General features: G+C 61.4%; 12 protein-coding genes. 1 reads left to right on the top strand and 11 read right to left on the bottom strand.

Going from position 1 to position 18,159, the window contains the following annotated elements:
• Positions 1-180: 180 nt before the first annotated feature.
• The 11 genes from ACFSR7_RS05550 to ACFSR7_RS05600 all read right to left on the bottom strand — a co-directional run bounded on the left by ACFSR7_RS05550 (position 181) and on the right by ACFSR7_RS05600 (position 17,010).
• Positions 181-3,324 carry an alpha-mannosidase gene (locus ACFSR7_RS05550; RefSeq protein ID WP_378159542.1) on the bottom strand — a complete coding sequence of 1,048 codons (3,144 nt, stop codon included), beginning with the start codon at positions 3,322-3,324 and terminating at the stop codon, positions 181-183.
• A gap of 60 nt (positions 3,325-3,384) precedes the next feature.
• Positions 3,385-4,440 carry a LacI family DNA-binding transcriptional regulator gene (locus ACFSR7_RS05555; protein WP_378159543.1) on the bottom strand — a complete coding sequence of 352 codons (1,056 nt, stop codon included), beginning with the start codon at positions 4,438-4,440 and terminating at the stop codon, positions 3,385-3,387.
• A 299-nt stretch (positions 4,441-4,739) separates the two neighbouring features.
• Positions 4,740-5,393 (bottom strand): helix-turn-helix transcriptional regulator, encoded by a 654-nt coding sequence (locus ACFSR7_RS05560; protein ID WP_378159544.1) that lies wholly within the window; start codon positions 5,391-5,393, stop codon positions 4,740-4,742.
• A gap of 139 nt (positions 5,394-5,532) precedes the next feature.
• On the bottom strand, positions 5,533-8,205 hold the full coding sequence (gene ppdK / locus ACFSR7_RS05565) for a pyruvate, phosphate dikinase (RefSeq protein WP_378159545.1): 2,673 nt from the start codon (positions 8,203-8,205) through the stop codon (positions 5,533-5,535).
• The gene (locus tag ACFSR7_RS05570) at positions 8,205-8,387 is read right to left on the bottom strand and encodes a GapA-binding peptide SR1P (RefSeq protein WP_378123884.1); all 183 of its coding nucleotides are present in this window, start codon (positions 8,385-8,387) and stop codon (positions 8,205-8,207) included. The genes ppdK and ACFSR7_RS05570 overlap by 1 nt, the downstream gene beginning before the upstream one ends.
• Positions 8,388-9,129: 742 nt before the next feature.
• Complete coding sequence (locus ACFSR7_RS05575; protein ID WP_378159546.1) at positions 9,130-10,116, bottom strand: substrate-binding domain-containing protein; 987 nt, start codon at positions 10,114-10,116, stop codon at positions 9,130-9,132.
• A 52-nt stretch (positions 10,117-10,168) separates the two neighbouring features.
• Positions 10,169-11,002 (bottom strand): carbohydrate ABC transporter permease, encoded by an 834-nt coding sequence (locus ACFSR7_RS05580; protein ID WP_378159547.1) that lies wholly within the window; start codon positions 11,000-11,002, stop codon positions 10,169-10,171.
• Between the two features lie 16 nt (positions 11,003-11,018).
• Positions 11,019-11,900, bottom strand: a complete 882-nt coding sequence (locus ACFSR7_RS05585; protein WP_378159548.1) for a carbohydrate ABC transporter permease — start codon at positions 11,898-11,900, stop codon at positions 11,019-11,021.
• 166 nt (positions 11,901-12,066) lie between these two features.
• The gene (locus ACFSR7_RS05590) at positions 12,067-13,431 is read right to left on the bottom strand and encodes an ABC transporter substrate-binding protein (protein ID WP_378159549.1); all 1,365 of its coding nucleotides are present in this window, start codon (positions 13,429-13,431) and stop codon (positions 12,067-12,069) included.
• 160 nt (positions 13,432-13,591) lie between these two features.
• Positions 13,592-15,187 (bottom strand): response regulator, encoded by a 1,596-nt coding sequence (locus tag ACFSR7_RS05595; protein WP_378159550.1) that lies wholly within the window; start codon positions 15,185-15,187, stop codon positions 13,592-13,594.
• The gene (locus tag ACFSR7_RS05600) at positions 15,184-17,010 is read right to left on the bottom strand and encodes a sensor histidine kinase (protein ID WP_378159551.1); all 1,827 of its coding nucleotides are present in this window, start codon (positions 17,008-17,010) and stop codon (positions 15,184-15,186) included. The genes ACFSR7_RS05595 and ACFSR7_RS05600 overlap by 4 nt, the downstream gene beginning before the upstream one ends.
• Positions 17,011-17,143: 133 nt before the next feature.
• Here ACFSR7_RS05600 and ACFSR7_RS05605 point away from each other — a divergent pair, with 133 nt between their 5' ends.
• A complete protein-coding gene (locus tag ACFSR7_RS05605) occupies positions 17,144-18,148 on the top strand; it encodes a LacI family DNA-binding transcriptional regulator (RefSeq protein WP_378159552.1) in 1,005 nt (334 codons plus the stop codon).
• The last annotated feature ends 11 nt before the right edge of the window (positions 18,149-18,159 follow it).

Consider the following 18,159-nt stretch of genomic DNA (forward strand, 5'->3'; position numbering starts at 1 on the left):
AAGTCCATCGCCTCTCCTACTGCAGGCGATGCGACCAACTCGAGCGCTCCCAAGTCCATCGCCTCTCCTACTGCAGGCGATGCGACCAACTCGAGCGCTCCCAAGTCCATCGCCTCTCCTACTGCAGGCGATGGGTCTAGGAGCGAATCGATCGACAGATACTTTTGATCGCGAACTTCTTTACCGCAGCCGAATCAAAAACGTCTTGATCTCGTAAGGCGCCAGCGTAAACTGCAGCGGCTCGCCGCCGCTCCGGAGCTCGCCGATCGGGCGCTCCAGCAGGTCGCATTCCTGCCACGAAGCAATTTCGCAGCCTGACGTTAGTGTCGTGACGCCACGCCCGCCCGCATATTCGTGCAGCCTGACAACCAGCGCGTCCTCGTCCTCCGCTTTTTTGATCGCGTCGAAGGCGATATGCGCCCCGTCCGCACGCAGCAGCGACTTGCCCGCGAACGCGCTGGCGCCCGGAACAGCCAGCAGCGGATTGTTGAGCGCCCATGCCGCTGTCGCCGTTCCGCCGGCCGTCCAGTCACCCGCGTGCGGATACAACGAATAAGTGAACAGATGCTCCCCCTGGTCGGCATTCGGATCGGGATCGATCGCGGATTTAATGAGCGACAGCCGGATGACGTTGTCTTTGATGTCATGGCCATACTTGCAGTCGTTGAGCAGGCTGACGCCGTAGCCGTGCTCGGACAGATCGACCCACTGATGGCCGACCGTCTCGAACCGGGCGTGGTCCCAGCTCGTGTTCCAGTGCGTCGGACGCTTCACGTTGCCGAATTGGATGTCGTAGGTCGCCTCCGTCGCGCGAACCTCGACCGGGAACGCAACCTTCAGCAACTGCTGGCGCTCCTGCCAGTCCGCGCGCGTGACGAAGTCGATGCGCCGATCTTCCGCATAAACGATGAGGCGCTGCTCGATGACGGACGCTCCGTATGCCCATTCGAAACGCAGAACCGCGCGCAGCGCGCCGCATTCGACGAGCTCGAGCTTGCGCAGCTCCGTCACTTCACGCTGCTTCTCCTGGTAGAACAAGTCGATGTCCCACGCTTCGAACATTTTCGGCTTATCCTCGAATACTTGCAGCTCGTTGGCACGAGCTCCCTGAGGCAGCACCTCGCGCGACTGCCCTCGGTCGTAAAGACGGACCAGCCGGCCGGCCTCGTCGAACGCCAGCTCATAATGAGGCGTCCGGAGCACGCCGTCCGCCCACTCGAACGCCTTGGCCGCAGCAGGCTCCTCCGCGGACGGCTCAAAGCGCAGCGTCGCCGCGCCGGTCGCCGGCACGTTCTCCGCCAGCACGAGCCATTCGCTGCCGGTGTATTCCGACCGTAGCGGCCGGCCGTCCTCTGTCAGCCACGCCCCCTTCGAGCCGGCACCCGCCAGCGTGGGAACCTCGACCAGTTCGGTCCGGTCGAACGCGGCGCCGTTGTACACGCTGACGACAGTGCCGTCCGACTGTCCGGCCAACCGCCCGGCCGCAGCCTGAATCGCCTCCCTGCCCAAGCGTTCCGCTTCGGCATACTCCTCCCTCGCATCCGCATAAACGGCGCCTATGGACGAGCCGGGGATAATATCGTGGAACTGGTTGCGCAAGATTGTCGTCCAGCCCTCGTGCAGGTTCGCCTTCGGATACGCCGACCAATCGCCGCCGCCCGCAGCCGCGCTTAACGAATGCAGCCATTCCGCTTCGCGGTACATCAGCTCGAGCTTGCGGTTCATTCTTTTATTGTAGGCTTGGCTCGTGTATGTTCCGCGGTGGTACTCCAGATACAGCTCCCCGTCCCACGTATGGACATACCTGTCTGTGCCGTCTACCGTTTCATGAAGCTTATCGAAAAAGTCTGCGGCCCGCCCCGGCACGATCTTGGGCAAGCCGGGCATCTCGTCGAGCCTGCGCCGCATCTCCAGCATATGCCGGTTCACGCCGCCGCCTCCGTCTCCGTAGCCGTAAGACAGCAGCAGCTCGCGGTTGATATCTTTGTCGCGGTACGTGTCCCAGATTCCCTTGACGGAGAACGGTTCAATCAGGCCGTTGTAGGTATACCACCAGACATTCGCTTCCGCAACCTCGGGCGTCGTGATGAAATGCGTCAGCACCTCCGAGCCGTCGATGCCCCGCCACTTGAACGTGTCGTGCGGCATCCGGTTGTACTGGCTCCAGCTGATTTTGGTCGTCATAAACGTCTTGATGCCGGACTTGCGCAAAATCTGCGGGAGCGCCCAGCTGTAGCCGAACACGTCAGGCAGCCACAGATAGTCGCACTCTACGCCGAATTCGTCGCGGAAAAACCGCGTGCCGTGCAAAATCTGACGCACAAGCGACTCGCCGCTCGTCAGGTTGCAGTCCGCCTCGAGCCACATGGCGCCGCCGGCTTCCCAGCGTCCTTCCTTGATCCGCTCGCGAATTTGCTCGTAGATCTCCGGATAGTCCTTTTTCAGGTAGGCATATAGCTGGGGCTGCGTCTGAAGGAAGACGTACTCCGGATATTTCTCCATCAGCCTAAGTACGGTGGAAAAGGAACGCGCCGACTTCTCGCGCGTATGCTTGAGCTGCCAAAGCCAGGCGACGTCGATATGGGTGTGCCCGATGGCGCGTACGGTAACCGGGTGGCTCTTCTCCAGCTCGGACACGGCCGTGCGAAGCGCATCCGCCGCCAGACCCACCGAGGCGTAAAACGCTTCCGAGCCCGGCCGCGACCAGTCGACAAGCTTAAACGCCCGGTCGGCAGCGGTCAGCAGGTCATGCTTGGACGGGTTCGATTCTTCGAGTATCTTGGCCGTCTCGAGCGCCGCGCGCCCGGTGAAGTACAGATCGTCTGCGGCCGCGTCCAGAACGGCGAGCTCGGCGCGCTTGAACTGATGCTCCTGATCGCGCGGCCCCCCGCCGCCTTCGAGTCCCGACCACAGCCGGAAGACGAACTCGATCTCGCTGCCGGCGAGCTCCGCCGGAAGAAAGACCTCCTGATGGTTCGTATCGACGCCTTGAAAAGGACGGCCGTTCAAATAAAGCAACGACTCGAAGGCCGAGTTGTTGCCCGGTCCGGTCAGGCCGAAGTCGAACAGACCGACGACCTCACGGTCCTTCCATTCTTCGGGTACGCGGACCGTACGCCGCAGCCAGACGTACCGGTCGTATCCGACCCAACGGTCCCCCTTGCGCATCCGAAGCTCGCCCGCCATCTCCGGCGGACGATGCACGCCGTTTGCGCCCGACTCGTCCTCCTGCATTTCCCATTCGTCCAGCGCCAGCGCATGACGATAGCGGTACGAGGCCAATTCCTCGATTCTTTTCTGAAGCTTCTCCACGATCCAAAACATAAATGAAGGCCTCCTTCAAAAGTTATGACACGTGTTATAATCGTATGAAAGAAAGCGGCGTTAACCGCTTGAACCCTGCGGGACGCTGTCTCCCGGTCGAATCGAAGCCCGCAGCCAGCGCTTGGATGCGCGCTCGTCCTCCGACGGCTCCAGCAGCAGGCGAACCGCCTCTTCTCCCATCGCGGCATAAGGAATTTCCACGGACGCCAGGGACGGGCACATGTACGCGTTGCTCCTGCGGGTGTTGTCCCCGGCCATGAGGACAAGCTCGTCTCCGATCCGGATGCCGCGCTGCCACGCCGCTCTGTATAGCGGCACGGCGCCCACGGACCAATTGATCAGCATCGGCGGAAACCTCATGCCGGCTGCAGCCGCCTCATCCAAATACCGGCCGAGCCACGCTTCGTCACCCAGGTGAAAGCGATACACGACCGGCGTCCAACCTCTCGCGCCGCACCAGGCTTCGTAAGCGGCCTTGCGGTCGCGTTCCGCCCAATTCCGTTCGGGCCGGTCTTCGTAGGCTTCGAGGTAAACGGGGAAACGGTCGGTTGTACCGCCCATGTAATCCAGCGCCTCGCGAATGCTCTCGCGGTAGTCTGCGAGCACGGAAGCGACGCCCTCCGTCCCGGCATAGCCTTCGACGGATACATATGGGACGCCCGACTCCCGGACGCGTTCGATCCACGCCGCGCTCTCGTAGTCCGTATCGTCGAGCGTGACGATGCCGTCGATCCGGCGCTGGCGGTACAAATCGAGCATGTCGAGCCTGTCCTGGTCGTCCTCGCTCTGGCCGCTGATGAGCACGTGATAGCCGCGCTCCGCGCAAGCCTTCTGCATGCCCTCGAGCAGCTGCAGGAACAGCGGATTTTTCATGTCGCCAAATGCGGCCACGCACCGGCTGAGCCCGGTTTTCATCGCCCTCGCCTGTGCGTCGACCTGATAGTTCAGATCCTTGATCGCCTTCAGTACCTTTGCTCTTGTCTCGGGACCGACGCCGATGCCCGGCGTGCCGTTGATGACGGCGGACACAAGACTTCGGGACACGCCCGCGGCTCTGGCCACGTCAAAGCTCGTCGTTCGCTTGCCTGTATTCGGCGCCTTGCCTTTGCCTGTCATAGTCGCACCTCACCGAGAATATAACACGTATTATATCCATGCGCAATCGGCTTTTTCAGAATAGCCGGCCAGCCCCTCCGCGCTGTTCTATCGTAGATGTAAACGCACCCTTTTTGGCGTTTGAACAATATCCCCTTCGATCAGGACGCTGACCTTCCGAGATCGATTGATGAATTCTAAATGACCCGCAATGCCGGAAAAAAGAAAGAGGCCGATCCGCGCCGCACTCGCGACATCAAGACCGCCTCCTGCTCTTGCCGATTGGTTAGCTCACTCGCCGCCCTGCCGCAGCCGAAGCGTCAGGGTATATCCCTCGAGACCGCGGCCTCGTAGATCAGCTTAAGGATGGTCGTCTTGGTGATCCGGCCCACGACTTCCGCGGCCGGCCCTCCGCCGTGCGGATGCGCTTGAACGACGGGCAGGCCGTCCACCTCATGCTGAATCATCTTGCGCATCGCGTCGAGAATCGTATCTTCCGGCGCGACGGTGACGATGTTGGGGTACCGGGTCATTACCATGCCCAGGATAACGGCGTCTCCATGCGCGTTGCCGACGGCGACCTTCAGCAGGTCCTTGCGGGATACGATGCCGGTCAGCGAACCCGACGCATCGACGACGATCAGGCTGCCCACGTTTTCGAGAAAAAGCGAGACGACGGCATCGCCGACGGTCGCCGTCTCGCGGAGGACGACGGGCACGCCCATCACTTCCTTCACGCGCATCCGCAGGACGGCATCCTGCCCTGACGTTCCTGCATCGCCGGACGCCGCGGCCGGAAAGTAGCCGACCTTGGGCTTGGCGTCAATATAGCCCAGCATCGCCAGCAAGCCAAGATCCGACCGGATGGACGGGCGTGTGACGCCGAGCGCCTCCGCGATCTGCTCGCCGGTGATCGGCGCGCGCTTGCGAACCAGATCGACGATCTCGAGCTGGCGCGTTGATAGTTCGAGCATGGCAACCTCCAGGCTGGACGACTCTTTTCCCCCATTGTAACCGATCCGCGTCCCGATCACACCCCTGTCGCGCGTCGGTGCCGGATCACGAAGGCTCTTCTTTTCAGCCCGGTTGCCTGCCCCTCTTCAATATATATAATTAGATCGCCTGAATGGTCGGGCTCTTTTCGTCCTCGGCCGCGTTCTCGATCGCCGCCTGGGCGGCCGCGATCCGCGCCATCGGGATACGGTACGGCGAGCAGCTGACATAATCGAGTCCCGCGCGATGGCAGAACGCGATCGAATCCTTGTCCCCGCCATGCTCGCCGCATATGCCCGTTTTCAGGCCCGGCTTGCGCGAGCGTCCCTTCGTCGCAGCCAGTTCGATCAGTTGTCCGACGCCGTCCGGGTCCAGCACCTGGAACGGGTTGTGCGGGAGCAGCTTCTGCTCCAGATAATGCGACATGAAGCCGCCCTCCGCGTCGTCCCTGCTGTAGCCGTAGGTCATCTGCGTCAGATCGTTCGTGCCGAATGAGAAGAAGTCCGCATGGGCCGCGATGCGATCGGCCGTCAGCGCGGCGCGCGGAACCTCGATCATCGTGCCGACTTTGTAGCCGTAAGCGCTCTGGCCCGCCTCGCCGAGCACGCGATCCGCGGCACGGTCGACCCGTTCGCGCAGCAGGCTCAGCTCGCTCGCGTCGCCGACCAGCGGGATCATGATCTCCGGATGCACGGCGATTCCTTGGCCGATGCAGACCGCAGCAGCACGGAACACGGCTTCGGCCTGCATATCGTAGATCTCGGGATAGACGATGCCCAGCCTGCAGCCCCGCTGTCCGAGCATCGGATTGGCTTCGTGCAGCGCATGGACCTTGCGAATCATCCGCCGCAGTTGTTCTTGCTCCTCCTCCGTGCCGGCCGCCTGCAGCTTCTGCTGCAGCTCTCCCGCATGCGGAAGAAACTCGTGCAGCGGCGGGTCGAGCAGCCGAATCGTGACGGGCAAGCCGTCCATTGCGCGGAACAGCCCCTCAAAATCGGCCTGCTGCATCGGCAGCAACAGCTCAAGCGCAGCCAGCCGCTCCTCGCGCGACTCCGCCATGATCATCGCCTGCATGACGGTCAGCCGCTCCGGCGCAAAAAACATATGCTCCGTCCGGCACAGCCCGATGCCCTCGGCGCCGAAGCCGCGCGCGATCCCGGCGTCAGCCGGCGTATCCGCATTGGCATAGACGCGCAGCCTGCGGATGTCGTCCGCCCAACGCAGCACCTGCTGCAGCTCGTCCGTAACCGCCGCCTCCTTGAGCGGAATCTGGCCGGCGTATACGCTGCCGCTGGTCCCGTCGAGCGTCAGCCAGTCGCCCTCGGCGATTGTCTGCTCGCCTGCCACCGCCTGCCGCAGCGCAAGATCGATCCGCATCTCCTCGCAGCCGCATACGCATGGCTTGCCCATGCCTCTCGCCACGACCGCTGCGTGGCTGGTCATGCCGCCTCGGCTGGTGAGCACGCCCTCCGCAGCGAGCACGCCGTGGATGTCCTCAGGCGTCGTCTCGGCCCGCACGAGAATGACGGGCTTGCCCGCCTGCGCCCATGCCGCCGCGGTGTCCGCGTCGAAGACGGCCATGCCGACGGCCGCGCCCGGAGACGCAGGCAAGCCGGAAGCGATCGCATCTCCCGCCGCTTGCTCGTCGATGCCGCGGTGCAGCAGCTGCTCCAGATGGGACACCTCGATCCGCATCAGCGCTTCCTCGCGCGAGACGATGCCTTCGGCCGCGAGATCCACGGCGATCCGGAGCGCAGCCTGGGCGTTGCGCTTGCCGCCCCGCGTCTGCAGCACGTAGAGCTCACCGCGCTCCACCGTAAACTCGATGTCCTGCATATCCGCGTAGTGCAGCTCCAGGCGTCCGCACAGCTCGGACAACTCCTCGTATACCCGCGGCATGACATCCTTTAAGGTCGCGATCGATTGCGGCGTGCGCACGCCGGCGACGACGTCCTCGCCCTGCGCGTTCGTCAGGTACTCGCCGAACAGCGCCCGCTCGCCGGTAGACGGATTGCGCGTAAACACGACGCCGGTGCCGCAGTCGTCTCCCTTATTGCCGAACACCATGCTCTGAACGTTAACCGCCGTGCCCTGTTCGTCGGGAATACGATTGATCTTGCGGTAGACCTGTGCCCGCTGATTGTGCCAGGACTTGAACACGGCTTCGGTCGCGAGCGTCAGCTGTTCGTGCACATCCTGCGGAAAGTCGATCCCCGAGAACGCCTTGACGCAGCCCTTGTACTCCACGATCAACTGCATCCAGCCCTCGGCCGATACCTCTTGATCCTGCTCGACGCCGAGTTCTCGCTTCAAGCGGCGCAGCAGCCGTTCGAAGCGGATCGCTTCGATGCCGAGCACCACCTGGCCGAACATCTGGATGAGCCGGCGGTAGCAATCGTAGGCGAAACGTGCGTTGCCCGTGCCTGCGGCCAGTCCCTTTACGGTCTCGTCATTTAATCCCAGATTGAGGATCGTGTCCATCATCCCGGGCATCGAGTCGACCGATCCCGATCGGACGGAGACGAGCAGCGGATCGGCCTTGTCGCCGAGCCGCTGGCCCTTCTTCTCCTCCAGCCGCGTTACAGCCTCTCTCATCTGCAACTGCAGCTCGCCCGAAATCCGATTGCCCGCCCGGAAAAAAGCGCGGCACGCCTCGGTCGTTATCGTGAACCCGGGAGGCACCGGAAGTCCGACGCGCGTCATTTCCGCCAGATTGGCGCCTTTCCCGCCCAGCAGCGTCCGCATGCCGGCATTGCCTTCTTCAAAGGAATAAACCCAGGACTGCACATTCATTAATCTTCGCCCTCGCTCGCTTCGACCGTCTCCAAGCAGCCTTCCTGCCCGCACACGCCGTATATTTTTTTCACACCGTTGGTCGGAATCGTATACATGAGCTGCTGACAATGCTTGCAGATGACCATACCGAGTTCGAGTCCTGGTGCGGATCCCTGTAAGGCGTTCGTCGCGTTCGACATGTTGCTTCTCCTCCCGGCGGTTCGGAATGATGCCGCCTTTAAATTTTATTGTGTGTCATAATTATATATATGCGTCATTAATATTGCAATAAGCAGCATTAAAATAAATATAAAATGATTAATACGACCTATAATTAAGATAAATGAATCAAATAAGACTACTGAAAAGCAAAAACGCCCCATCTGAATGGGGCCGCTAATGGAAGCCGATCAATTTACTTTCGGGGGGGGGCTGTAATAGCAACTTTTGTGGCTGGAGAAGCGGATATCCGAAACTTGATTTGTGCGAAAAGCCTGTCGATGGCTCGTCCGCCAGCCGTTTCGGTGGGTTGGGCGATCGTTGCCCGCGTTGTTCTTTCGCCGTCGCGTTCTGTTCTTTAGTGGTCGTAATGCCTGCAAACATACATCTTTTTCCGCCGGTATCAGCCCTTGTAAACAGGATAGATGCAAAAGCGCATTTATTTCCTTTATTCAGTCCCAATTCCGGTTTGTACTTTAATTACCCCTGCACATTTGCATGTATTTCATCAGATATCACGAGTCGACAGAAAATACCTGTACGAATGCGTTTTTTTCGATCCGTAAAGCATCGGAAAGCTCCGGCACGTCGAAGAATGCTCATCTGTTACGATCGCCGCCATATTAATGCGTTCCCATGTAGTAAAAAAAGGTACAGCTATCCGAGTTTCCGCGGAACTGTACCTGTTTCAGTAGCTTTTTGAGTACGCACAATTGATCTCTTTCAAGCGAACAAGGCCGCGCTCAGCACCGTTTTTTGCGCGAAGAGACGCTGCGTGCGCAGCCTGTCCGCAAGCTGCGTTACGGCCGACTCTCCCAAGAGGGCCGCGGGCGTCCTGACCGTCGCGAACGGCGGCTCGGACGGCGATGTCTCCACATCGCCGCCATCCAGCACGATCAGCGCCGCGTCCCCCGAAGCCTGCCTTCCGGCCTCTCTCGCCGCATCGGCAGCTCCCGCGGCCAAGCGTCCGCTTTCCAAGACAAAAGCGGTCGGAGCCCGCGATTCCAGCAGCGCTTGCGCCATCAGACGCCGGCCCTCCGCCTCCGGCTCGGAAGCCGCCCCGCACCGAACCTGCAGCGGGCCGAGCCCGCGGCTGTCAAGTCCGGTCCGCAGCGCGGCAAGCCGGTCAGCCCAACCGGTATCGTTATCCGGCCCGCAGCTCCCTATATAGACGAAACGCCGGAAGCCCAGCCCCGTCCAATGGTCGATCAGCCGCTCCATCGCCTCTGAATAATCGACCACGACCGAGTCGTAGCGCGTATCGTCCGGCGAGGAGCCGACGAACACGGTCGGCTCGCCCAGCGCGGGCAGCCGTGCCAGATCGGCCGGCTTGAAGCTGCCTACGGCGATCAAGCCGTCGAACAGGGCCGGCGACCAAGGCGATATCACTAGCGCCGATACCGGGTCGGACAGCGGGACGCATTCGATCCCGCGACGCTCGCATGCGCGCTCCACGCCTGAACGGACCTCGCGATGCCAATCCGCCGCCGGGCCGGCGGCGCTGCCGAGCAGCCCGATCCGGCGCGCCAGAACGCCGCTGCCGCTCTCGCCGCCGTGCAGGAAACTCCGCCGCGGCGGAGCTGCCGCCGCCTCGAATATACGTCTGCGCAGCTCGTCCCCGACCGACAGCGAGGGATCGTAGCTGAGCACGCGCGCCGCGGCCGCCGCCGACACCCCGACGCGCGTCGCGATTTCTTCGATCGTCGTCATGATGACCTCTCCTCGTCAACTGGAATCGCGCCGGATCGGTTTGCGTCCGCTCTTATCCTTTGACGGCCGAGCCGACCGTGAGCGCGCTTTCGACCTGATCGCTGAACACCATGTACAGGAATACCGTCGGGATGCTGGCAATCGTCATTGCGGCGCCCATCGCGCCCCAATCGGTCGTGAACTGGCCCTGGAAAAACAGCAGCCCGAGCGGCAGGGTCTTGAGCGTCTCCTTGGAGATCAGCACCAGCGCCATCGGAAACTCGTTCCACGCGGCGAGGAAAACGAAGATGATCATCGTTGCGAGCGCCGGACGGATGATGGGAAGCATGATGCTGAAAAAAGTACGGTAAATGCTGGCGCCGTCGATGCAGGACGACTCCTCCAGCTCGATCGGAATGCCTCTGAAAAAGCCGTAGAACACCATGGTCGCGAACGACAGGTTAAAGGAAATGTAAGGAACGATCAGCGAACCGTACGTGTTGGCCAGATGAAAATCGCGCATCAGGATCGCCAGCGGGATCATGATGACCTGTACGGGCACGAACATGCCGATCACCAGATAGATGCGCACCGCGCCGCTGAACCGAAAGCGCATGCGCGCGATCGCGTAGGAGAACAGCACGGCGAGCGTCAGGCTGCCGACGACCGTCGCGCAGGTCACGATGACGCTGTTCAGAAAGTAGACGGGAACGTTGAAGCTTTCCCAGGCGGTCTTATAGTTTTCGACCCGAAAGTGAAACGGCAAGCCGAAAGAATTCGTGACGAAAATCTCGTCGTTGCTCTTGAGCGAATAGGAAACCATCCAGAACAAGGGGTAAATCGACAGCAGCGCGTACAGCCACAGCAGGCCGTGCTTGAACGGATGCTTGTACCAAGGCGATCCCAATGCTCGCGCCTCCTCTCTAGTAAACGATCCGTTGACGCGCGATAAAGCGGTTGATCAGCAGGGTGGCGACCAGGCACTCGATGACGAGAAACGCGGCTGATGCGCTGCCGTATCCGTACTCGCCGACCCGGAAGGCCGACCGGTACATCATGTAAGTGAGCGTGTACGTGCTCGTGCCCGGACCGCCGCCCGTCATAATGTACATATTGGCGAAGGCGTTCAAGCCGCCGGTGATGGCGAAGATCAGGCAAAACTTGTAAGTCTCGGCCATCAGCGGGATCGTGATCCGCAGATGCGCCTTCCACTTGCTAGCGCCGTCGATGCGTGCAGCTTCCATATAATGCTCGGGCACGGACTTCACCGCGGCCAGCAGCAGCGCGAAGTGGTAGCCCATGTATTGCCAGGCGTTCACGGCGGCCAACGCATAGATCGCCGTGCGGCTGCCGGTGATCCAGTCCTGCTGATAGGGAATGCCGAGCAGCTCGAACAGACGGTTGATCAATCCGTACTCGGGATTGTACATCGCCATCCACAGCTGGCAGACGACCGTGATGGACAGCACGACGGGGATGAATACGCTGATGCGGACGAACTTGCGGCCGCGGATGCCGGCCTCCGCAACGGCGAACGCCAGCAGCGTGCCGATCGAGATCTGAGCGACGGTAATGATCAGAGCGAAGACGAGACCGTTGTAAACCGAGGTGTGGAAGATGCTGTCGTCGAACATGCGCGTGTAATTGTCGAGTCCGATGAACGTGCCCGGCGTCAGTCCGTCCCATTCGTACAGGCTGCGGAAAAACACCTGGAGCATCGGATAAAATACGACGACGGAGTAGACGAGGAGCGCGGGCAAAATAAAAAGGAGAATCGCCGTCTTGTTGCCCAGGTATTTATTCATGTCATCACTACTTTCGTGTCGTCATGCGAATCCCGCCGCAAAAGGCGGGAGTCCGGGAGCCGCGCGCCGGCTGAAGAAGCCAGCGGCGCGCGATTTTCACGGAACGTCTTGCTCATTTGATAAGCTGAAATTTGTCGGGATGCTCATTCTGCCGGATGGGCGGGAATTACTTGGATTGCTCGATCGCCTTGTCGACGTCGCTTGCGAACCGGTCGGCCGAGTAAGCGCCGGTCAGGAGGGATTGGGACGCGTCTTCAATCGCGGCTTTAAACTTCGCATTGCCGAGACCCCACGCGAACGCGGTCGTCTTCATGTTGGGGATGTCGTCGGCGAGCTGCTGCATCGTCGGCGGGAATTCCTTTTGCACGGGCAGGTCGACCTTGGTCGCGACGATCGGCGTGCCGCGCTGCGTGTACTTGAACTCTGCGTACTTCTCCGACAGGAAGGCTGCGACTTCGGCCGCGATCTCCTTGTTCTCCGAGTGAGAGGACACCGCGTAGCCGCTCGGACCGCCGCCGCCGGTGAAGTTGTACTTGGCCGCCTCGTAGGCTGCTTCGTCGGCTGCCGGGACGTACAGGTAACCGAGCTTGTCGCCCAGCGCCTTGGTTGAGTCTTCGATCTCCCATTGGCCGTTGATGAACATAGCCGCTTTGCCTTCGCGGAACAGCGCGGCCGCCTGGTCGTAGTTCATGCTCGTCGCGCCTTTGGGCAGCAGGCCGGCCTTGACCAGCTCGATGACCTCTTCGGCGGCTTGCTTGTAGGCGGGATCGCTTGCTTTGGCCTCTCCGCGGTCGAGCTTCAGGATGCCTTCGGGTTCGGTCCGCGTCACGAACATGTCGTACAGGACGACCGCAGGCCATTTTTCCTTCGCGAACATGGAGAGCGGCGTGACGCCGGCTGCCTTGAACGTCTTGACGGCGGCCAGCAGGTCGGCGTAGGTTTTCGGCTCTTGCACGTTGTTCGCCGCGAACAGCTCCTTATTGTAGAAGAGCAGTCCCACTTCGTTGCCGGCATACGGGAAGGCGTAGCTGTGGCCGTCCTCCGTGACCAGCGTGTTCATCGTGCTCGGGTACATCTTGTCCTTGAAGCCCAGCTTGTCGACGTATTCGTCCAGCTGGAGGATGTTGTTGGAGTTTTTGAACGTATTGATGATGTCCAGGTTCGCTTGGAAAATATCCGGAAGCGTGCCCATCGCCGCGTACGTCTTCAGCTTCTGGCCGTCGTCCTGCGCCTGGACGTCCAGCTCCAGCTCGACGTTCGGCATCGCTTTTTTCAGCTCGGCCGCGGCGTAGTCGTAAGGCAGCTTCGTATCGTCGTCCGAATACTGCGCGTAAATCTTCAGCTTCACCGGCTTCTGCGCCTCTGCGCTCGCGCTCGGGCTGGCGCTCTCGCTCGCCGCCGCGCTGCCGGAAGCGCTCGGACTCGGACTCGCGCTCTCAGACGCGCCCGCTTCGTTTTCGTTGTTCGACCCGCAAGCCGCCAGCGCGCCCATGAGCAGCGTCACGCTGAGCAATAATGACCATTTTTTCATTTTCCCCGGACCTCCGATATAGTTCTTATATTCTCGACTGGAACTATGCCTTTATTATAGGAGCCGGTCCCCGCGAAGATAATGGAGAGAACGATGCGGATTTGTAATATCCGCGCATCTGTCTCGGCGCGAATCTCTCCGCGCGTCGGCGCGCTCGCGCTCAGCTTCGCTCTCTCAGCAGATTCTCGTATTCGCTCGGCGGCCGCCCGAAAAACTTCTTGAAGCTCTTGCTGAAATAGCTGAGGTCGCTGTAGCCGGTCGACTCCGCCACGTGCGCCAGCTTCACGTTGCCCTCCCCGAGCATGTCCTTGGCCTTGTGCATCCGCACGTGCGTGATGTAGTCCGACAGCGTCATGCCCAGCTCCTTTTTAAAGACGGCCCGCAAATAGCTCGCATTGATGAACGCATGGCCGGCGACCCGCTCTACGCCAAGCTCCGGATCGGCATAATGCTGCTCCACGTAGGCTTTGGCCGAGCGGGCGATGATCGAGGCGCGCGTTTTTTTGTGCCGCCTCGCGTAGGCGGACGCCTGCATGAACAAGCGCGTGATCCAGGCCTCCGCCTCCTGGACCGTCCCGAGCCGCTGAATCTCGCTATAGGGAAAAAAGTGTTCGCCGAAGCAATCCTCGATCGGATGCCCCGCTTCGCTGATATAGCTCAGGCACACGGATACCAGCCCCATGCAGACGACATACGTATATTCAATGGAGAGCTTCTGCTCGCGCACCGACCGGAAAAGCCCGTCGAGCCGCTCCGCGAGCCGGCTCTCGTCGGCTATTCGCAGGTCGTGCAGCAGCGCCTCCTTGTTCTCGAGCGGATACTGGCTGAGCGAGGAAGCCCCCTTTGCGAACGCATCGTAGCCGATGACCCGGTCGCAGCCCAACACGAACTTGTTCTGCAGCGCCGCGATCGCCTCCCTGTATGAATCGGCGATGCGCGCCGTTCCCGCATACCCGTTGCCCACGCCGACGGTGATCGTGAACTTGAGGTAACGCTTGATGAGCGCGCACAACCGCTCGTAGGCTTCGAGACCGGACGTGCCGGAGGCAGGGGCCGCTTGGCCCACCAGGCACACGATCCGGCCTTCCGGCCCGTTGAAGATGATCGGCTTGCCGTCGTCCTCCATCGCCTCGGCCAGGATGTTGCTGACCGCGTACTTCCACAGCAGCCGCTCGCTGACCTCGCTCCATTTGCGGTCCATGTCGTCGATCTCGATGCACGCGACCGTATAGGCCGGGCGATCCAGACGGAGATCGTATGCCTCCAGCCTGCGGATCGTGGTCCCGGCGTCTTCCTCCTGCTGACCGTTCACCAGCCGGTTCAGCAGCCCTTCCTTCATCAGCTGGACGCTCGACTGCAGCGTCGCCTTCTCCTCGAGCGCCTTGTGGTGATGCTGCTGCAGCTTCAGCAGCGTGAGCAGCAGCTCCTCCTTGGAGAACGGCTTCAGGATGTAGTCCTCGACGCCAAGCTTCAGCGCCCGCCGGGCATAGTCGAATTCATTGTGCCCCGTGACGAGCACGACGCTCGTATCCGGGTATTCCCGCTTGAGACGCTCCGCCAGCTCGAGCCCGTCCATGAACGGCATCGTGATGTCGACCAGCGCGATATCCGGCGGCTGCGCGGCTGCCAGCTCCAGCGCCTCGAGGCCATGCTTGGCCTCCCCCGCGATCCGGAATCCGTAGCGCTCCCAGTCGATGACGCGCCGCAAGTATTCGCGGAAAATCAGCTCGTCGTCCGCGATCAATATGTTCATCATTCGTAGTCGCCTCCTTCATGGTTGTGCGGCTGTCCGCCAGGCTCGAGTTCGCACGGCAGAACGAGCGTGACCGTCGTGCCTTTCCCCGGTTCGCTCGCGATCCGGATGCCGCACGTCTCTCCGAAGTACAGCTTCATGCGTTCGTGAACGCTTCGCAAGCCGTAGGAGACCGGCCGCTGCCGGTCGTCCGCCCCGCCGATCGCGGCCTTGATCCGCTCCTCCGACATGCCGGTTCCGTTATCCTCGACGGTCAGCACCATCCGCTCGCCTTCCCGCCGGCCTCGGACGCTCAGATGTCCGAATCCGCTCTTCGTTTTTAAACCGTGATAGATCGCGTTTTCGACGAGCGGCTGCAGCGTCAGCTTGAGCATGGCGCAGGGCAGCAGGGACTTGTCCACGTCGATCTGGTAATCGAAGACGTCGGAATAGCGGATCTTCTGAATGGCCAGATAGTCGCGCAGTCCGCTGAGTTCTTCCTCCAGCGTGATCTGCTCGCTCCCTTTGCTCAACACGATGCGATAATAGTCGGCCAGCGCCTTGGTCGTGCGCTGCACGTCCTTGGACCGGTCCATCTGCGAGAGCGTGTAGATGACGTCGAGCGTGTTGTACAAAAAATGCGGCTTGATCTGCGACTGGATGAGGGCCAACTCGTATTCGCGCTTTTTGCGCTGCTCGATCTTCACGTGCTGGAGCAGGTCCTGAATGCGCGCGATCATCGTGTTGAAGCCCGATGCGAGCAGGCCGAGCTCGTCGTTCGTCCGGACGCCGATCCGCATGTCGAGATTTCCTTCCTTGACCATCTTCATGCTGCGGGCCATACGGACGATCGGGATGGCGATCAGCCGGTTCAGGATGCCGGCGCCGAGGAGCGCGAACAGGCAGCAGATCCCGGCGATGACCGCGATCAGCATCGTCACCTGGCGAACGTCGTGGGTCAGCGCAGCATACGGGACGGCCGCGATGAATTGCCAATCGAGAAATGAAAAATCGGAGCGCGCCACGAGCAGCCTGCCTTCGTCGAAGCGGCCGATCGTCGTCGTCTCGGAAGCGCTTGCAATCCAGCTGCGCAAGGCCGCGTCCTTCACGGGCAGAAGCAGGTCCTCCGCCTGCTGCGAGGAGATGACGTTCCCCCGGTCGTCGGTAATGGAGAAGACGCCCTCTCCGAACGAGCCGATGCTCCGGTATACCGACGACAGCGTCTCCTCCCGGACGTTCAGCACGATCGATCCGATCGGCTTGCCCGTATTGATGTTGAACACGCGCTTGCCCAGCGTCAGCACCGCCTGTCCGGGGGCGGGCGTCAGGTAGTTCCTGCGCTCCATCGGAAACCAGAGGTTCTCCCCGCTCGTCCCGTCGATGCGCGCCAGAATCGCCGTATGCAGCAGGTCGTCGTCGCCGCGTTCGAGCTCGGGCGCCGTCGCGTATACCCGCCCCTGGAGATCGATGAATGCGGCGCTGTGCACCTCCGGAAACACGAGGATCGAAAAGCTGAGCTGGTTCAGGATGCGCGCGGACTCGGAGATGTCCGGTTCGTCCCCGCCCTCGGCGGCGCCCTGTCCTTGAATCGTGCGGTCCAGGTTAATCGCGAGAATGTTGGCGCAGCTCTGCGCGTTCGCGAGGATCCCGTTGATCCGCGTGATGATCAGCGACGAGTTGTCGCCGACCCCCTTGACCGTCTTTTCGACCAGCGACTGCGTATAAATCCGGTTGGAGGCGATGCCGAGCGCCAGCAGCGGAATCAAGATCAACGGCAGATAGATCGCCATAATCTTGTTGCGTATGAATTGATTGCCGAACCATCTGCGCGATCTGTCCGTTCTCATCGCTCTTGTCTCCCTCTCAAATCGTTTGTAAAACCTTAGGAAGTCTGGCATATTTAAATCTGGCATGTACGTACGGTCGTTCCGCTCCAAGCGGTAGATTCGCGGCGTTCGACGCCGGGGAAGGAGAAATGGCATGGCGACGCTGAAAGCGATAGCCGAGCGGGTCGGCGTATCGATCACGGCCGTGTCCCGCGTGCTGAACGGGGATTCGACGCTGTCGATTGCGGAGACCAAGCGCAAGCTCATTTTTGATATCGCCGAAGAGATCGGATACAAGACCCCGCGGGAGCGCGCGAGCGCGGCCGCCCGCAAATGCCGCGTCGGCGTCGTCAGCTGGTATTCGGATCTGGAAGAGATGGCCGATCCCTATTATCTGGCGATCCGGCTCAGCATCGAGCGGGAATGCCTGGCGCGCGGGTTCGAGATGGCGCGGCTCTATCTCCGGGAGAATGGGCTCGCTTCCGACACGACGCAAGCGTTGGACGGCGTTATCGCGATCGGGCATTTCCGGCCGGAGGACGTCAAGCGCATGTCGGCGCTGTCGGACGCCTGCGTGATCGTCGATTCGTCGCCCGACGAGAGCCGGTTCGACTCCGTCGTGATCGACATGCGCAGAGCCGTCGGCGAGGCGCTCGCGCACCTGTACGACATGGGGCACCGCGAGATCGGCTATATCGGCGCCCGCACGGTTATCGGCGGTCACCTCGTCCCCGACGACCGGGAGAACGCTTGCCGCGACTGGCTGGCGGAGCGGAGCTTGTACAGGCCGGAGCACGTCCGCGTCGGGGAACGGCTCAGCTCGGAGGACGGATACCGTCTCATGCGGCAGGCGCTTCTGCAGGAACGTCGCCCCACCGCTTTTTTAATCCAGAACGATTCGATGGCGGCCGGCGCGCTGCGCATGCTGCACGAAGCCGGCGTGCGCGTCCCTTGCGACATCTCCGTCGTCGGCTTCAACGACAACACGATATCGGCCTTTCTTCAGCCGCCGCTCACGACCGTCAAGGTGCACGTCGATTATATGGGCGAGGCGGCGGTCGGGCTGCTCGCCGACAGGCTGGAAACGAAAAGAGAGATCTGCAAAAAAATCGTCCTGCCGACCCGTCTGATCGTCAGGGAAAGCACTGCTAAAATTTAACTGAAAAATGT

This window comes from Cohnella sp. GCM10020058, assembly GCF_042683485.1.
Lineage (GTDB): Bacteria > Bacillota > Bacilli > Paenibacillales > Paenibacillaceae > Cohnella.